At 73.0% G+C, this 16,531-nt stretch carries 14 protein-coding genes; 13 read left to right on the top strand and 1 reads right to left on the bottom strand.

The annotated features are described in order from the left end of the window. The first annotated feature begins 102 nt into the window (after positions 1–102). The 7 genes from ACIBJG_RS18575 (at position 103) to ACIBJG_RS18545 (ending at position 8,951) form a co-directional block, all read left to right on the top strand. Complete coding sequence (locus ACIBJG_RS18575) at positions 103–660, top strand: (2Fe-2S)-binding protein (RefSeq protein ID WP_399308596.1); 558 nt, start codon at positions 103–105, stop codon at positions 658–660. After that, positions 657–1,649 (top strand): FAD binding domain-containing protein, encoded by a 993-nt coding sequence (locus tag ACIBJG_RS18570; RefSeq protein WP_399308595.1) that lies wholly within the window; start codon positions 657–659, stop codon positions 1,647–1,649. The genes ACIBJG_RS18575 and ACIBJG_RS18570 overlap by 4 nt, the downstream gene beginning before the upstream one ends. Beyond that, complete coding sequence (locus ACIBJG_RS18565; RefSeq protein ID WP_399308594.1) at positions 1,646–3,808, top strand: xanthine dehydrogenase family protein molybdopterin-binding subunit; 2,163 nt, start codon at positions 1,646–1,648, stop codon at positions 3,806–3,808. Before ACIBJG_RS18570 ends, ACIBJG_RS18565 begins: the two co-directional genes overlap by 4 nt. After that, the gene (locus ACIBJG_RS18560; RefSeq protein WP_399308593.1) at positions 3,801–4,931 is read left to right on the top strand and encodes an XdhC family protein; all 1,131 of its coding nucleotides are present in this window, start codon (positions 3,801–3,803) and stop codon (positions 4,929–4,931) included. Before ACIBJG_RS18565 ends, ACIBJG_RS18560 begins: the two co-directional genes overlap by 8 nt. 30 nt (positions 4,932–4,961) lie before the next feature. Next, complete coding sequence (locus ACIBJG_RS18555; RefSeq protein ID WP_399308592.1) at positions 4,962–5,831, top strand: hypothetical protein; 870 nt, start codon at positions 4,962–4,964, stop codon at positions 5,829–5,831. 63 nt (positions 5,832–5,894) lie between these two features. Next, on the top strand, positions 5,895–6,704 hold the full coding sequence (locus tag ACIBJG_RS18550) for an NPP1 family protein (RefSeq protein WP_399308591.1): 810 nt from the start codon (positions 5,895–5,897) through the stop codon (positions 6,702–6,704). Between the two features lie 57 nt (positions 6,705–6,761). After that, positions 6,762–8,951 carry an alpha-galactosidase gene (locus ACIBJG_RS18545; protein WP_399308590.1) on the top strand — a complete coding sequence of 730 codons (2,190 nt, stop codon included), beginning with the start codon at positions 6,762–6,764 and terminating at the stop codon, positions 8,949–8,951. A gap of 21 nt (positions 8,952–8,972) precedes the next feature. Here the strand turns inward: ACIBJG_RS18545 and ACIBJG_RS18540 are convergent, their stop codons facing one another. Then, positions 8,973–10,640, bottom strand: coding sequence for an IclR family transcriptional regulator C-terminal domain-containing protein (locus tag ACIBJG_RS18540; protein WP_399308589.1), 1,668 nt, complete (start codon positions 10,638–10,640; stop codon positions 8,973–8,975). A gap of 172 nt (positions 10,641–10,812) precedes the next feature. Between ACIBJG_RS18540 and ACIBJG_RS18535 the strand changes: the two genes are divergently transcribed. The 6 genes from ACIBJG_RS18535 (at position 10,813) to pcaC (ending at position 16,531) form a co-directional block, all read left to right on the top strand. Further along, positions 10,813–11,598: a CoA transferase subunit A gene (locus ACIBJG_RS18535; RefSeq protein WP_399308588.1), complete on the top strand. Its 786-nt coding sequence runs from the start codon at positions 10,813–10,815 to the stop codon at positions 11,596–11,598. After that, positions 11,595–12,242, top strand: coding sequence for a CoA transferase subunit B (locus ACIBJG_RS18530; protein ID WP_399308587.1), 648 nt, complete (start codon positions 11,595–11,597; stop codon positions 12,240–12,242). Before ACIBJG_RS18535 ends, ACIBJG_RS18530 begins: the two co-directional genes overlap by 4 nt. A gap of 58 nt (positions 12,243–12,300) precedes the next feature. Then, on the top strand, positions 12,301–13,098 hold the full coding sequence (gene pcaH / locus ACIBJG_RS18525) for a protocatechuate 3,4-dioxygenase subunit beta (protein WP_399308586.1): 798 nt from the start codon (positions 12,301–12,303) through the stop codon (positions 13,096–13,098). Then, entirely contained in the window at positions 13,098–13,712 is a 615-nt protein-coding gene (gene pcaG, locus ACIBJG_RS18520; RefSeq protein ID WP_399308585.1) for a protocatechuate 3,4-dioxygenase subunit alpha, read from the top strand. Before pcaH ends, pcaG begins: the two co-directional genes overlap by 1 nt. A gap of 109 nt (positions 13,713–13,821) precedes the next feature. Next, positions 13,822–15,213 carry a 3-carboxy-cis,cis-muconate cycloisomerase gene (gene pcaB, locus ACIBJG_RS18515; RefSeq protein ID WP_399308866.1) on the top strand — a complete coding sequence of 464 codons (1,392 nt, stop codon included), beginning with the start codon at positions 13,822–13,824 and terminating at the stop codon, positions 15,211–15,213. A gap of 127 nt (positions 15,214–15,340) precedes the next feature. Further along, positions 15,341–16,531 carry a 4-carboxymuconolactone decarboxylase gene (pcaC, locus tag ACIBJG_RS18510; protein ID WP_399308584.1) on the top strand — a complete coding sequence of 397 codons (1,191 nt, stop codon included), beginning with the start codon at positions 15,341–15,343 and terminating at the stop codon, positions 16,529–16,531.

The raw sequence follows: 16,531 nt of genomic DNA, 5'->3' as shown, positions 1-16,531 counted from the left end.
CCCCGGTCGCCCGCCCCCCACCCGAACCGCCCTCTCGCTCCCGGTGCGGCTGCCGGGACCGTCTCGTTCGACGCGCATAAGCAATGCGAAAGAAGGCTGATCATGGCCCCATCGACGTCCAGTGCCATCACCCTGAACATCAATGGCGAAAAGTACACGCTGCCCGTCGACCACCGCACCACCCTCCTCGACGCCCTGCGCGAGCGTCTCGATCTGAACGGCACCAAGAAGGGCTGCGACCAGGGGCAGTGCGGTGCCTGCACGGTGCTGCTCGACGGGCGTCGGGCCGTCTCCTGTCTGCAGCTCGCGGTCGCGGCCGAGGGGCGCGCGATCACCACCATCGAAGGCGTCGCCGACGGCGACCGGCTGCATCCGGTGCAGCAGGCCTTCCTCGACCTCGACGGCTACCAGTGCGGCTACTGCACCCCGGGCCAGATCTGTTCGGCGCTCGCGGTGATCGAGGAACACGCGGCGGGCTGGCCGAGCGCCGTGACCGACGACGTCCGGCCGGAAGCGGGGGTTCCCGCTCTCACCGCGGAGGAGATCCGCGAGCGGATGAGCGGCAACCTCTGCCGCTGCGGCGCCTACATGTCGATCGTGCAGGCCGTGGCGCGCGCTGCCGAGGCGTCCACCGTCGAGGCCAAGGAGGCCGTGGCATGAGGGAGTTCGAATACAGGCGTGCTCTCGACGTCTCCGGCACCGTGGCGCTGCTCGCCGAGGACCCCGACGCCCGCCTCCTCGGCGGCGGCACCAACCTCGTCGATCTGATGAAGGCCGGTGTGGAGCGGCCGACGCTCCTTGTCGACGTCCAGGAACTCCCGCTCGGCGACATCGTGTTCACGCCCGAGGGAGGGCTGCGCATCGGTGCGACCGTCACCAACAGCGACCTCGCCGCCCATGCCGACGTCCGCCGGCACTACCCGGCCCTGTCGCAGGCGCTCCTGGCCGGTGCCTCCGGGCAGCTGCGCAACATGGCCACCGTCGGCGGAAACCTGCTCCAGCGGACCCGCTGCGGATACTTCGGCGACCTTGCCAAGCCGTGCAACAAGCGCACCCCCGGCAGCGGTTGCCCCGCACTGGCGGGCGAGCACCACAACCACGCGATCCTCGGTGCCTCCGAACACTGCGTGGCGACGCACCCCTCGGACATGGCGGTCGCGCTCGCGGCCTTCGACGCCGTCATCTCGTACGAAACGGCCGACGGCCCGGGTGAGTTGGCGATGGCCGACTTCTACTCTCCGGTGGGGGAGACCCCGCACATCGAGACGGCTCTCCCGTCCGGCGCGCTGATCACCGGGGTGACCGTGCCGCCGGCAGCCGTCGCCGCGCACTCGCGCTACCGGAAGGTGCGGGAGCGGGCCTCCTTCGCTTTCGCGATCGGCTCCGTCGCCGCGGCGCTCGACATCGAGGACGGTGTCGTACGCGAAGTGCGGCTGGCCTTCGGTGCGGTGGCGTCCCGGCCCTGGCGGGCCCGCGCGGCCGAACGGGCCCTGACCGGCGGCCCCGCGAACGCGGAGGCGTTCGCCGCCGCGGCGGACGCCGAACTGGCGGCGGCCGAGCCCCTTGCGGAGAACGGATACAAGGTGACCTTGATGCGCAACCTCGTCACGGCCGTGCTCACCGAACTCGCCGAGGAGGCCGCCCGATGACCACCACGACCGAGAACAGTACCGTGACGGGAGCGGTCGGCTCCGCCCGTACGCGCGTGGAGGGCAGGGACAAGGTCACCGGCGCGGCCCGCTACGCCGGAGAGATCCCCTTCGCCGAGCTCGCCCACGGCTGGCTGGTGCTGTCGACCGTGGCCCGTGGGCGGATCCGGTCCGTGGAGGATGCCCCCGTCCTGGACATGCCCGGTGTCCTCACCGTGCTCCACCACGGGAACGCTCCGCGTGTCGACACCGCGTACGTGGGCATGATGGGACCGCCCAACCCGGTCGTCGGGATCTTCCAGCACGACCGGGTGCCCTTCATGGGCTGGCCCGTGGCGCTGGTCGTCGCCGAGACGTCCGAGCAGGCCCGGGAGGCTGCCGAGGCGCTCGTGGTCCACTACGAGGCGGAACCGCACGACGTGGGGTTCTCCGCCGGGCACGCCGGTGCGTACACCCCCGACGAGAGCGTGATGGCGCAGGCCGACACGGAGAAGGGGGACGTGGAGGCCCGGCTCCGGGAGGCCGCCTTCGTCGTGGACGAGGAGTACTCGACCCCGGAGGAGCACCACAACTCCATGGAGCCGCATGCGGCGACGGCCCGGTGGGAGGGCGGCCGGCTGGACGTCCTCGACTCCAATCAGGGCACCTTCTGGGTGGCGAGCGAACTCGCGTCGCTCTTCTCCCTCGACCCGGCGTCCGTCCGGGTGCGCTCCGAGCACGTCGGCGGCGGCTTCGGATCGAAGGGCCTGTCCCCGCACCAGGTGGCCGCCGTGATGGCCACGACCCTGCTCCACCGCCCTGTCCGCGTCGTACTGACCCGCCGCCAGATGTTCTCGCTCGTCGGATTCCGCAGCCCCACCGCGCAGCGGATCACGCTCGGAGCCGACGCCGGCGGGCGCCTGCGGGCCTTCGACCACCAGGCGCTGAGCCTCACGTCGACCGTGCACGAGTTCGTCGAGTCGAGCGCCAACGTGGGACGCACCATGTACGACGCCGACGCTCACCGGACCGGGCACCGGCTGGTGCGGCTCGACGTGCCGACCCCGACCTGGATGCGGGCGCCGGGTGAGACGCCGGGTTCCTTCGCGATCGAATCGGCCATGGACGAGCTGGCCGAGAAGTGCGGGCTGGACCCGGTCGAGCTGCGCGTGCGCAACCAGCCCGAGGTGGGTCCCGTGTCGGGGCTGCCCTTCAGCCGCCGCAACCAGCTCGCCTGCTTCGAGGAAGGCGCCCGACGCTTCGGCTGGGCAGACAGGGACCCCCGTCCCGGGCTGCGCCGCGAGGGGCGCTGGCTCCTCGGGACCGGCATGGCGGCGGCGTCCTTCTTCGCGGGTGTCGGCCCGTCCACGTCGGCCGTGACCGCGGAGCAGGACGGCAGCTTCACCGTTCGGATCAACGCGGCGGACATCGGGACCGGGGCGAGGACCGCGATGCTCTCCGTCGCCGCGGACGCGCTGCGGGTGGACCCGGCCCGGATCCGGGTACGTCTCGGGGACAGCGACCTCGGTCCGGCGTGGATCGCCGGAGGGTCCATGGGCACGCGCTCCTGGGCCTGGGCGGTGCGTCTGGCGGCGGAAGAACTGCGCGAACTGCTCGCGCTCGACGCTGCCGTCCCGCCGGAGGGTCTCACCACCCGGTCGGACACCACCGACGCCATCGGCGCCCTGGCACAGAAGGAACGGCACTCCTACGGGGCGCAGTTCGCCGAGGCAGCCGTGGACATCACCACCGGTGAGGTGCGCGTACGCAGGCTGCTGGGCATCTTCGCCGCGGGCACCATCGTCAACCCGCTCACCGCCCGCAGCCAGCTCGTCGGCGGCATGACCTGGGGCCTGTCCATGGCCCTGCACGAGGAGGCCGTCCGCGACGCGGCGTCCGGCGGATACGTCAACGCCGACCTCGCCGGCTACCACGTCGCCGCCCACGCCGACGTGCAGAACATCGAGGCGGACTGGGTCGAAGACCACGACCCGGAGGACCCGGTCGGGATCAAGGGCATCGGTGAGATCGGCATCGTCGGCGTCGCCGCCGCGATCGCCAACGCGGTGTGGCACGCGACCGGGGTACGCCACCGCCGCCTGCCGATCCGTCCCGACCGCGTCCTCGCGGCGGCGGAAGAGGTTCGGCAGCGGGCCGCGGAGGAAGCCCGGGGTGCTTGACATCGCGGAGGCCCTGCACCGCTGGTCCCAGGAGGGCCGCGACTTCGCCGTCGCCACCGTGGTCGCGGTCGACGGCAGCGCGCCACGGGCCCCGGGCGCGGCCATGGCCGTCGACAGCGAAGGCACCGCCATCGGCTCGGTCTCCGGCGGCTGCGTGGAAGGCGCCGTGTACGAACTGTGCGTCCAGGCACTCCAGGACGGCCGGACGGTACGGGAGCGGTTCGGGTACAGCGACGAGGACGCCTTCGCCGTGGGGCTCACCTGCGGTGGCGTCATCGACGTCCTCGTCGTGCCGGTGCGCTCCGAGGAGCCGGTGCTCCGGGAGGCGTTGTCGGCGGCCGGCCGCGACGAGCCGGTCGCGCTCACCCGGGTGGTGCGCGGGCCGGGCGCACTGCTCGGCCGGGCGTTGCTGGTCCGGGGCGACGGATCGTACGAGGGCAGCCTCGACGGACGTCCGGCCCTGGACCGCCGGGCGGCCGCGGAGGCCCGGGCGCTCCTCGACGGCGGGCGCACCGGCACCGTGGAGATCGCGGAGGACGGGACGAGCTGCCCGGGCGGCCTTACGCTCTTCGTGGAGTCGAGCGTGCCGCCGCCCCGGATGATCGTGTTCGGCGCGGTGGACTTCGCCACGGCGCTGGTGCGGGCGGGCAAGTTCCTCGGCCACCATGTGACGGTGTGCGACGCCCGGCCCGTCTTCGCCACCCGCGCCCGCTTCCCCGAGGCGGACGAGGTGGTGGTCGACTGGCCGCACCGGTATCTCGGGAGCACCGCCACCGACGAGCGCACCGTCCTGTGTGTGCTCACCCACGACGCCAGGTTCGACATCCCGCTCCTGGAGACGGCGTTGCGGCTGCCGGTCGCGTACGTCGGCGCGATGGGCTCGCGCCGCACGCACGAGGACCGCAACCAGCGGCTGCGGGAAACAGGCGTCACCGAGGCCGAGTTGGACCGTCTGCACTCCCCGATCGGCCTCGACCTCGGCGCCCGTACGCCGGAGGAGACCGCCCTGTCCATCGCGGCGGAGATCGTGGCGGAGCGCCGGGGTGGAACGGGTGCTCCGCTGACCGGAGTGCGGACGCCCATTCACCATGACACCGACGGCGCCTTTCAGGCGCTGCGTTGACTGTCAGTGGTGTGAGGTTGACTGCGGGGCATGGCTGAACCCGCATTCATCAACACCGTCTGGAAGCACCTCCGTCAGGTGCTCGGGCCCGCTCCATCGTCCCGTCCGGTCGTCCTCCTGGACGTGCCGGACGGGACGGACTTCCGGGAACTCGTCGATGAGATCTCCGGCAGGGCGGGGAGCCCCAGGACGCTGATCGACGACGGCCGACGGGTCGAGCCCGTCAACGCGCGCACCGGGCTGCCCCTCGTCGAGCCCTTCGGCGAGGAGCTGCTGGAGCTGCGTGCGTGGCCGCACTGGAACGACTGGATCGGGTGCGCCCGCGTGGTCCGTGCCGGATGGGAGCAATCGGTCGTCGTGATTGCGCACCGCGACGACCCGGCCGCCGAGGAAGTCCCGGCGGGTGCTTCGTGGCCGGAGAGGCTGCGCCTGCTCACCGGCTGGGAGCCGCTTCCCCGCGAGCCCGTCGACTGGCGGGCCACCGAACAGGCATTGGGCACGCGCCTGCCCGGCGACTACAAGGAAGTAGTGAACCTGTTCGGGTACGGCAGCTTCGACATGTACCTCGAAGTGCTCGTACCAGGCGTCCGCGGCCTGGACCTGGTGGAGTGGTCCGCGTCCGCTCGGGCCCACACGGCGGACCTCTGGCGGCCCCATCCCGTCTACCCGGCGCCGGGGGGTCTCCTGCGCTGGGGAACGTCGGAGCAGGAGCTCGACTTCGTCTGGCAGACGGGTGCACCCGATCCGGACGACTGGCCCGTACTCGTCCGCACGGACTTCGACACCTGGGAGCGATACGAGTGCGGTGCGGGCGAGTTCATCGTGCGTCTGCTCACGGATGTGGGGCTCAGCTATCCCACCGGCCGAATAGCGGCCCACTGCTTTCTCGACTACGCGTGACGGATGCCTTGACGGTGACCGACGGGTGTCGAGGGGTTCCGCAAGCTTGGACATGGGCATGCCATGGCATGGTCCGGTCCGGCAGGCGTGAACCAGGAGGATGCAGTGAAGAACCCAGGACGACTCCGTAGAACGTCACTCACCCTCGCCGCTGCCGCGGTCCTGGTATTCGCCACGTCCGGCAGCGCCTTCGCCGCCGTGCCGGGCGCGCTGCCCGCCAACGCGGACGGGCTGGAGCAGACGTTCCAGCCCGCCTTCGACTACGACGGCGACGGCTGTTATCCGACGCCCGCCATCGGCGCCGACGGGGCCATCGCTCCCGGACTGAAGACCACGGGCGCCGTCAACGGCAGTTGCCACGACTCCTGGGACCTCGACAACACCAACGGCTACGCACGCTCCCTGTGCAACAACGGCTGGTGCGCCATCATGTACGGCCTCTACTTCGAGAAGGACCAGGCCGTGGCCGGAAGCGGTCTGGGCGGACACCGCCACGACTGGGAGCACGTCGTGGTCTGGGTGCAGGACAACGAGGCGAAGTACGTCTCCACCTCCGCCCACGGAGACTTCAACGTGTACGGCCGGGACGGGATGCTGTGGGACGGCACGCACCCCAAGGTCGTCTACCACAAGGACGGAATCGGGACGCACTGCTTCCGCCGCGCGACCAGCGGCGACGAGCCGCCGGAGAACCACTACCACCAGTGGCAGTTCCCGGACCTGGTCGGCTGGAACGGCTACCCCGCCGGCATCCGGGAAAAGCTGGTCCAGGCCGACTTCGGCAGTGCCGTCTTCGGCCTGAAGGACGGAAACTTCGCCGGCCACCTCGCCAAGGCCAAGCCCGCGGGGATCCCCTTCGACCCGTACGCCTGACAGTCGCGAACGGGGCGGCGCGACCAGGCGCCGCCCGCCGGTCACGAGAGGACACGCATGACCAGCAGCACCACCCGGATCGCACACCTGCGCGCGGCAGGCGTGAGCTTCGTCGTCGAGCTCCACGCCCCGCTGCCCCGCATCCTGCACTGGGGCGAGGACCTCGGGGAACTGGACGACGACGGTCTGGCGTCGCTGGCACTGTCGGCGGACGCGGCCTCGCTCCACTGCGCGCTCGACGAGCCACGGCAGTTCACGGTCTGGCCCACCCAGGCCGACGGCTGGTCGGGCACCCCCGCCCAGGAGGGCCACCGGGCCGGGACGGCCACCACGCCCCGCGTCACGATGACGAGCGCCGAGGAGAGCCCTGACGCACTCGTCATCGCGCTCCACGACGCCGACGCCGGGCTCGACCTCACCCTCACCTACCGGCTCGACCCGTCCGGCGTCCTGGGTGTGCGCACCCGGGTGTCCGCCCCGCCCGACGCCCCCGGCCCCGCCCCGTACGACCTCGCCGCCACCACCGCCCTGCTCCCGCTGCCGAACCGCGCCCAGGAGATCCTGGACTTCACCGGCAAGTGGTGCCGCGAACGCACCCCGCAGCGTGGCCGGCTCGCCTTCGCCGGCCACGTCCGCGAGGTCCGCAGGGGACGCCCCGGGCTGGACGCACCCCATCTGCTGACGGTCGGCGTGCCCGGTTTCGGATTCCGTACGGGTGAGGTCTGGGCCCTGCACGTCGGCTGGAGCGGCAACCAGCGCTGGCTGGCCGAGCGGCTGCCCGAAGGCGCCGGGGTGCACGGCGGCGTCCTCGGCGGGGGCGAGCTGCTCGCGCCCGGCGAGATCCGGCTCGCCCCGGGCGACAGCTACTCCTCGCCCGAGTGCTGGTTCGCCTGGTCCGCCGAAGGCCTGGACGGTCTCGCCGGCCGCTTCCACACGCTGCTCCGCTCCCGCCCCGGGCACCCTTCGTCGCCGCGTCCGCTGACCCTGAACACCTGGGAGGCGGTCTACTTCGACCACCGGCCCGAGCGGCTCCTCGCACTGGCCGACGACGCCGCCGCGGTCGGGGTGGAGCGCCTCGTCCTGGACGACGGCTGGTTCCTCGGCCGTCGCGACGACACGGCCGGACTCGGCGACTGGACGGTCGACCCGCAGATGTGGCCCGACGGGCTGACTCCGCTGGCGGACCGGGTACACGACCACGGCATGCAGTTCGGGCTCTGGGTGGAACCGGAGATGGTGAACCTCCGCTCGCGCCTCGCGCGGGAGCACCCCGAGTGGATTCTCGGCCCGTCCGCGGGCGTGGGGCCGAGCTCCCGCCACCAGTACGTGTTGAACGTGGCCCACGAGGAGGCGTTCGCGTATCTGCTGGAGTCGCTGGACGCCCTCGTCGCCGAGTACCGCGTCGACTATCTGAAGTGGGACCACAACCGGGAGCTGCACGAGGCGGTCCACCGCGACGCGCACGGCGGTGACCGGCCCGGGGTCCACGCCCAGACGCGGGCCCTGTACCGGCTGATGGACACGCTCAGGTCCCGCCGGCCCGGCCTGGAGATCGAGTCCTGCTCCAGCGGGGGCGGACGCGTCGACCTCGGCGTCCTCGCCCGCACGGACCGGGTGTGGGCCTCGGACTGCAACGACCCCGTGGAGCGCCAGGCCATCCAGCGCTGGACGGGACAGTTGCTGCCGCCCGAGCTGATCGGCGCCCATGTCGGGGGCCCGCACAGCCACACGACGGGCCGGGTCGCCGACGACTCGTTCCGCCTGATCACCGCACTGTTCGGGCACGCGGGCATCGAGGACGACCTGACCGCCCGCACACCCGCGGAGCGGCAGGCACTGACCCGCTGGGCGGCGCTGTACAAGGAGGTACGGGGACTGCTGCACGGCGGACGGGTCGTCAGGGCGGACCTTGAGGACGAGGCGACGTACCTGCACGGAGTCGTCGCACCGGACGCCGGTGCCGCGCTGTACTGCTGGGCGCGTACGGAGACCTCCGCACCGGCCCAGTCGGGCCGCGTCCGCCTCCCCGGCCTGGCCCCCGGCCTGCCCTACCGGGTCCGCGTCCGCACGGAGGCCGGACTGCCCTCCATGCACCAGGTCATCGCCCCCGCCTGGTACCGGGCGGCCGTCAAGGGCTGGGTACCGATGGCCGGCACGGTACTGACCGGGGCGGGGCTGCCCATGCCGACGCTCAACCCCGGGCAGGCGCTGCTGATCGAGGTCGCCGTGCCGGAACCGGCGAACTGACCGGCCCCCACACCCTGAGCGTCACATCGCCGGCACCCGGACATACCGTTCGGTGATGTGCAGGTCGGCCTCGATGCCGCCGGCCGCCGCGCGCAGGCGGGGCAGCACGTCGGTGACGCACTCCTCCAGGGTGCGGCTGCTGCTGTGCATGGCCACGTTGACCGCCGCCACGACCGCGCCGCGCCGGTCGTGGACGGGGACGGCGACCGAGCGCAGACCCACCTCCAACTCCTCGTCGACCAGCGCGTAGCCGTCGGCCCGGACCCGGTCCAGGGTGGCGCGGAGCTCGTCGGGACGCGTGACGGTGTACGGGGTCAGGGCGTGCGGTCGCGTCCGGGCGAGGCGGCTCTCGCGCTCCGTCGGCGGCAGTGCGGCGAGCAGGACGCGGCCCATCGACGTCGCGTGCGCGGGGAAGCGCGTGCCGACCGTGATGTTGACGTTCATGATGCGCCGGGTCGCCACGCGCCCCGTGTACTGGACGTCGTCGCCGACGAGGACCGCGAGCGAGGCCGAGTCCCGGACTTCCCCGGTCAGCGCGGCGAGGTGGGGCTGGGCGATCTGCGGCAGCGTCGCGAGGGACAACGGCGGGTAGCCGAGGGCCAGTACGCGCGGGGTGAGGTGGTGGGCCCGGTCCTGCGCGGTGACGTAACCGAGGTGTTCCAGGGTGATCAGCGCCCGCCGGGCGGTGGCTCTGGCCAGCCCGGTGGCCCGGGCGACGTCGGCCAGCGTCAGCCCGTCCCGGCCCTCGCCGAAGCCGGCCAGCACGGTCAGACCGCGTGCGAGCGACTCGTTGAACTCGCGGCCCAGTTCCTGTTTGGAGGCGCCGGTCCACGAGGCCAGTGCGGTGGGGGAGTCAGGGGCGGCGGCGGGCGGGGCCTGGCGGAGGTCCTGCTCCATGGCCGCGGCGGCCGCCAGCACCCGGGGCAGCAGGGTGTCGCGCAGAGAGGCCGCGGTGTGCCGGCTGGTGTGGCTCACGACGCTGACGAGACAGGCCACCTCACCGTCGGGGGAGCGGACCGGCACGGCGAGGGCGACGAGACCGGGCTCGATCAACTGGTCGTCGAGGGCCCAGCCGTCGTGGCGCGACCGCTCCGCACGTACGGCGAACTCCTTCTCGTCCGGGGGCTCATGCGGGGGAACGGCGGGGAAGGCCCGCCCCTCCGGGTCCGCGGCCCGCCGCTCCCGCCACCGCTGCCACTCCCGCGCATCCCAGTCGGCCGCCAACAGCGGTCCGGGAGCGGTGCGTTCGGCGGGCAGCAGGTCGCCGATCCGGAAGCTCAGCGACATCGCGCGGCGCCGGGTGGCCTGATGGATGAAGCGGATGCCGTCGTCGTCGCCGACCGCGAGGGACACCGACTCGTCGAGCTCGTCGGCCAGCGCGTCGGCCCGCCGGCCGAGCAGCGAGGGGAGACGGAGGGCGGAGAGGTAGGCGTTGCCCAGTTCCATCAGGCGTGGGGCGAGCGTGACATCCCGTCCGTCCACCCTTACGTACTCCATGCGGGCCAGGGTCGCGGTGATCCGGTCCACCGTGGACCGGGCCAGACCGGTGGCTCGCTCGATGGCGCTGGGGCTCATCGTCCCGCCCTCGTCGGTGAGCCGGCGCAGGACGGTGATGCCGCGCATGAGCGGGGCGACGGCTTCGGCCGGTTCCGGCGTCTCGGCCGGCTGGAGCGTGTGGGTCGGTGGCATCGGCTCTCCGTCGTGCGTCGTGGGGACACAGTAGTGAACACCGGCAGGTGAGGGGCGGTCTCCCCGGCCGCGGTGGGACGCCGACCGTTGACAGGGCTCCGGACGGGCGGCAGACTCCGTGCCAAGAATAGTGAAAGAAACTTCACTCTGCGAACACGTGAGGAACGGTCCCATGGACAAGGTGGTCGCCTCCGCCGCGCAAGCCGTGGCCGACGTGCCGGACGGTGCCTCGATCGCGGTGGGCGGCTTCGGACTCAGCGGCGTCCCCGACGCCCTGATCGCGGCCCTCCACGAACGGGGCACCGGGGACCTTCGCGTCGTCTCCAACAACTGCGGCGCGCAGGAATCCGGGCTCGCGGTCCTGCTGGCGGCCGGCCGGATCAGCCGGGTCACCGGCTCGTACATCGGAGGCAACAAGGAGTTCGGCCGCCAGTACCTGGCCGGCGAGCTGGAGCTCGAACTCATCCCGCAGGGCACCCTCGCCGAGCGCCTGCGCGCCGGCGGGGCGGGCATCCCCGCCTTCTACACCCCGGCCGGGGTCGGCACCCTCGTCGCCGACGGCGGCATGCCCTGGCGCTACGACGGGAACGGCGGCGTCGCCATCGGCTCCCCGGCCAAGGAGGTACGCGACTTCGACGGCACCCCCTATGTCCTGGAGCGCGGCATCCGCACCGACTTCGCCCTCGTCAGGGCCGCCAGGGGGGACCGGCACGGGAACCTCGTCTTCAACAAGGCGTCCCGCAACTTCAACCCGCTCGCCGCCATGGCCGGCCGCATCACGGTCGCCGAGGTCGAGGAACTGGTCGAGCCCGGCGAGATCGACCCCGACCACGTGCACCTGCCCGGCATCTTCGTCCGGCGCGTGGTGGAACTGACGCCGGAGCAGGCGGCCGACAAGAGGATCGAGCAGCGCACCGTGACACCACGGACCAACCCGGACGAGGACGGCCACCGATGAGCTGGAACCGCCAGGAGATGGCCGCCCGCGCGGCCGCCGAACTCCGCGACGGCGAGTACGTCAACCTGGGCATCGGCCTGCCGACGCTGATCCCCAACCATCTGCCCGACGGTGTGCACGTCGTCCTCGAATCGGAGAACGGCATCCTGGGCACCGGCCCCTTCCCGTACGACGAGGACGTCGATCCCGACCTGATCAACGCCGGCAAGGAGACGGTGACCGTCCTGCCGGGCGCCTCGTTCTTCGACTCGGCCCTCTCCTTCGGCATGATCCGCGGCGGACACATCGACACCGCCGTGCTCGGCGCCATGCAGGTGTCCGCGCGCGGCGACCTCGCCAACTGGGCCGTCCCGGGCAAGCTGGTGACCGGGATCGGCGGCGCCATGGACCTCGTACACGGCGCCCGCCGCGTCATCGTGACGATGACCCACACCGCCAAGGACGGCAGCCCGAAGATCGTCGGGGAATGCAGTCTGCCGCTCACCGGCCGGGCCTGCGTCCACCGCGTCATCACGGACCTGGCCGTTCTCGACGTGACCCCCGACGGGCTGGTCCTCGTGGAGACCGCACCCGGCGTCGAGATCGCCGAGGTGCTCGCCCGGACCGCCGCCCCGGTCCGTGTCGCCGAACAGACCATGCCGTGAGACCCGGCCCGCCCGCACGGGCAGCCGCCCCCGTACCGGAAAGGAAGCACCCACGCCCATGAGCACCCCATCCGCCCCGGCCGCCCCCCGCGCGCTGAACCAGGCCGACATCACCGCCGAGATCGCCGCGGCGCGCGAGAAGTACGCCACGTCCCTCGCCGGCGGCGCGCCCGCGCGCCCGCACCCCGCCCGGGACTACGCCCCGTATCGCAGCAGCACCCTGCGTCACCCGAAGCGGCCCCTGATCGCCGCAGGCGCCGATCCGGAGGCCGTCGAACTGTCCGGTCCCGTCTTCGGCGTCACCGACATCACCGAACTCGACCACGACCTGACCAGGCAGCACCCCGGAGAACCGCTGGGGGAGCGGATGACGGTCTCCGGCCGGGTCCTCGACCGGTCGGGCCGTCCCGTGCGCGGCCAGCTCGTCGAGATCTGGCAGGCCAACGCATCCGGCCGCTACGCCCACCTGCGCGACCAGCACCCCGCACCGCTCGACCCGAACTTCACCGGCGTGGGCCGCTGCCTGACCGACGACCAGGGCGCGTACTCCTTCGTCACCGTCAAGCCGGGCGCCTACCCGTGGCGCAACCACACCAACGCCTGGCGCCCCGCGCACATCCACTTCTCGCTGTTCGGGGCCGCGTTCACCCAGCGCCTGATCACCCAGATGTACTTCCCGGGCGACCCGCTCTTCGCCTACGACCCGATCCTCCAGTCCGTCACCGACGACGACGCCCGCGGCCGTCTCGTCGCGGCGTACGACCACGACCTGTCCACCCCCGAATGGTCGCTCGGCTACCGCTGGGACATCGTCCTCGACGGCCCGTCCGCCACCTGGATCGAGGAGGGCCGCTGATGTCCGCCGCCATACCTGCCGCCGCATCCGGATCTGCGCCTGAAGGGCTCCTGCCCACTCCGTCCCAGACCGTCGGCCCCTTCTACGGCTACGCCCTGCCCTTCCCCGGCGGCGGCGACATCGCACCGGCCGGCCGGTCCGGCGCCGTGGTCCTGCACGGCCACGTCCTCGACGGAGCCGGTGAGCCGGTGCCCGACGCCCTCATCGAGGTGTGGCAGCCCGCACCCGACGGATCGCGGCACGGGGCGCCCGGCTCCCTGCGCCGCGACCCCGTCACCGGAGCGGTCATCGGCCGCCACGGCGTCGCGTTCACCGGCTTCGGGCGGGTGGCGACGGACGCCGACGGGCACTACACCGTCACGACGCTGCCGCCGGGCGGAGCCCCGTACCTCGCGCTCGCCGTCTTCGCCCGCGGCCTGACGCACCACCTGCACACCCGCGCCTATCTGTACGACGCCGCGGGCCTCGACCAGGACTGGCTGCTCGCCGGGCTTCCCGAGGAGCGGAGGGCCACGCTCCTCACCACGCCGGAGGACACCGGCGTCCACCGATTCGACATCCGTCTGCAGTACGACGGCGTACATGAGGAGACGGTCTTCCTTGACTTCGGGTGACGCGGCGGCGTCGGGTGACGCGGCGACTCCGGCTGATGCGGTGACTTCGGCCGCCCCGGCAGCTTCGGCCTACGCGGCAGCTTCCGCTGACGCGGCGGCGGACGTCGGCCTGCTGGCGCCGGTCCGCGCCGGCACGGCGGTCGAGGACGCGACGGGCGACGCGGCGTACGTACGCGCGCTGCTCGACGCCGAGGTGTCGCTCGTCCGCGCCCAGGAAGCGCTGGGGCACGCCCCGGCCGGGGCGGCGGACGCCGTCGCCTCGGCCGCCGCCGACGCGGCCCGGTTCGACCCGCGTTCCCTGGCGCTGCGGGCCCGTTCGGGCGGCAACCCGGTCATCCCGCTGGTTTCCGACCTGACAGCCGCCGTCGCCGAACGGTCACCGGAGGCCGCCGCCCACGTCCACCGGGGGGCGACCAGCCAGGACATCCTCGACACCGCCGCCATGCTGGTGGCGTCCGAGGCCCTGCGCCTGATCCTGGCCGACCTCGACCGTGCCGCCGCCGCCCTGGCCCTCACCGCCGCCGGGCACCGTGACACTCCCATGGCGGGCCGCACCCTCACCCAGCACGCCGTGCCGACGACCTTCGGCCTCAAGGCCGCGGGCTGGCGCAGCCTGGTCCTCGACGCCCGCGACCGGATCGCAGCGGTCCGGTCCGCGCTCCCGGTGCAACTGGGCGGCGCGGCCGGGACGCTGGCAGCCTTCGCCGCCTTCGCGGAGTCAGCGAATCCCGTCGCGGGGATGCTTGCGGCGTCGGCCGGGGACACCGGCCCCGGCCTCGTCGAGGCGTACGCCACCGCGACCGGACTGGCCGTGCCGTCGCTGCCCTGGCACACCCTGCGCACGCCGGTCGCCGACCTCGGGGGAGCGCTGGCCTTCACCGCCGGGGCCCTCGGCAAACTTGCCGCGGACGTCCTCGTCCTCTCCCGCACCGAGATCGGGGAGGTGGCCGAGAGCGCCGGCGGAGGATCATCGGCGATGCCGCACAAGGCCAATCCGGCCCGTGCCGTCCTCATCGCCGCGGCCGCCCGCCAGGTCCCGGCGCTCGCGGGGATCCTGTACGGAGCCCTCGCCGCCGAGGACGAACGTCCGCCCGGTGCGTGGCACGCCGAATGGCAGCCGCTGCGGGAGGCGCTGCGCACGGCCGGCGGGGCCGCCGACGCGACGGCCACCCTGGCCGAAGGGCTGCGCGTCCACCCCGGGCGCATGCGCGAGAACCTCGACGCGACCGGCGGACTGATCGTCAGCGAACGGCTCGTCGCCGTCCTCTCGGCCAGGACTGGACGGGCCGCGGCCCGCACGGCGGTGACCGAGGGAGCCGCCCGAGCGGCCCGCGAGGGGATCCACCTCCACGAAGCCCTGGCCCAGGACCCGGTACTGGCGGACGTGGCGTCGCCGGACGAACTGAGGGCGCTGACCGACCCGTCCGGATACACCGGCTCGGCCGGCCTTCTCGTCGATCGCGCGCTGCGCCGGCACAGCGGGGAAACGGTTCCGGAATGACGTGCAGGCCGCACACGACGACCCCGACACGCCCCGGTCGCCCCGCGACAGCACACCCACCCCGTGCACTCCCGGCAGCCGCCGCCAGGCACACATCGCATCCGGCACCGACCGGCCCAGGAGCCCCATGACCACCCCGAACGCACCCACCACGCGCCTCCTCCACCACCAGGTGGCCGGCGACCTCGGCGCACCGCCCCTCCTCCTCGGGCCCTCACTCGGCACCGCACTGTCCGTCTGGGACGCGCAGATGGCCGGACTGGCCCGCGCCCACCGCGTCGTCCGCTGGGACCTGCCCGGCCACGGCGGCACCCCCGCGGCTCTGTTCCCCGCAGGCGGTGGCGTCGCCGAACTGGGACGGCAGGTGCTCCGCCTCGCCGACGCCCTCGGCATCGAGCGGTTCGCGTACGCGGGCCTGTCTCTCGGCGGCGCGGTGGGGAGCTGGCTGGCCCTCCACCACCCCGACCGGATCACGTCGCTCGCGCTCGTCTGCTCCTCGGCACGCTTCGGTGAACCGACGGCATGGCGCGAACGCGCCGCCCTCGTACGGGCAGAAGGCATCGGCCCGGTGGCCGGCACCGCGGCGGCCCGCTGGTTCACGGCGGACTTCGCCGACAGCCCCGATGCCCGCGCCGTCGTGGCCGGCCTGCGCGACGTCGACCCCCTCGCGTACGCCGCGCTGTGCGACGCCCTCGCCGCCCACGACCTGCGCGGCGTACTCGCCGGCGTCACCGTCCCCACGCTCGTCGTCGCGGGCCGCGACGACCCCGCGACGCCGGTCGCCCACGCCCGTGAACTGGCCGACACCATCCCCGGCTCGACGCTCGTCGAACTCCCGGGCGCCTCGCACCTGGCCAACCTCGAACGGCCCGCGCCCGTCACGTCGGCGCTGCTCACCCACTTCGCGGCCGTGACAGCGACCGACGACGCCTCCCGCCACAGCGCGGGACTCGCCGTACGCCGTACCGTCCTCGGCGACGCGCACGTCGACCGGGCCATCGCCCGGACCACGCCCTTCACCGCCGTCTTCCAGGACTTCATCACCCGCTACGCCTGGGGCGAGGTGTGGACCCGGCCCGGCCTCGACCACCGGACCCGGCGCTGCCTCACCCTCACCGCCCTGGTGGCACTCGGCCACCACGAGGAACTGGCCATGCATCTGCGGGCCGCGCTCGTCAGCGGCGACCTCACACCCGAGGACGTCCAGGAGGTCCTGCTCCAGGCAGCCGTCTACTGCGGAGTCCCGGCAGCCAACGCCGCGTTCGCCGCCGCGGACCGGATTCTCACCGAAATCAGCCATGCCGCAGAGGAGAAGTAG

Source organism: Streptomyces sp. NPDC050422, from assembly GCF_044458665.1.
GTDB lineage: Bacteria > Actinomycetota > Actinomycetes > Streptomycetales > Streptomycetaceae > Streptomyces.
This window is presented reverse-complemented; position numbering and strand designations above follow the sequence as displayed.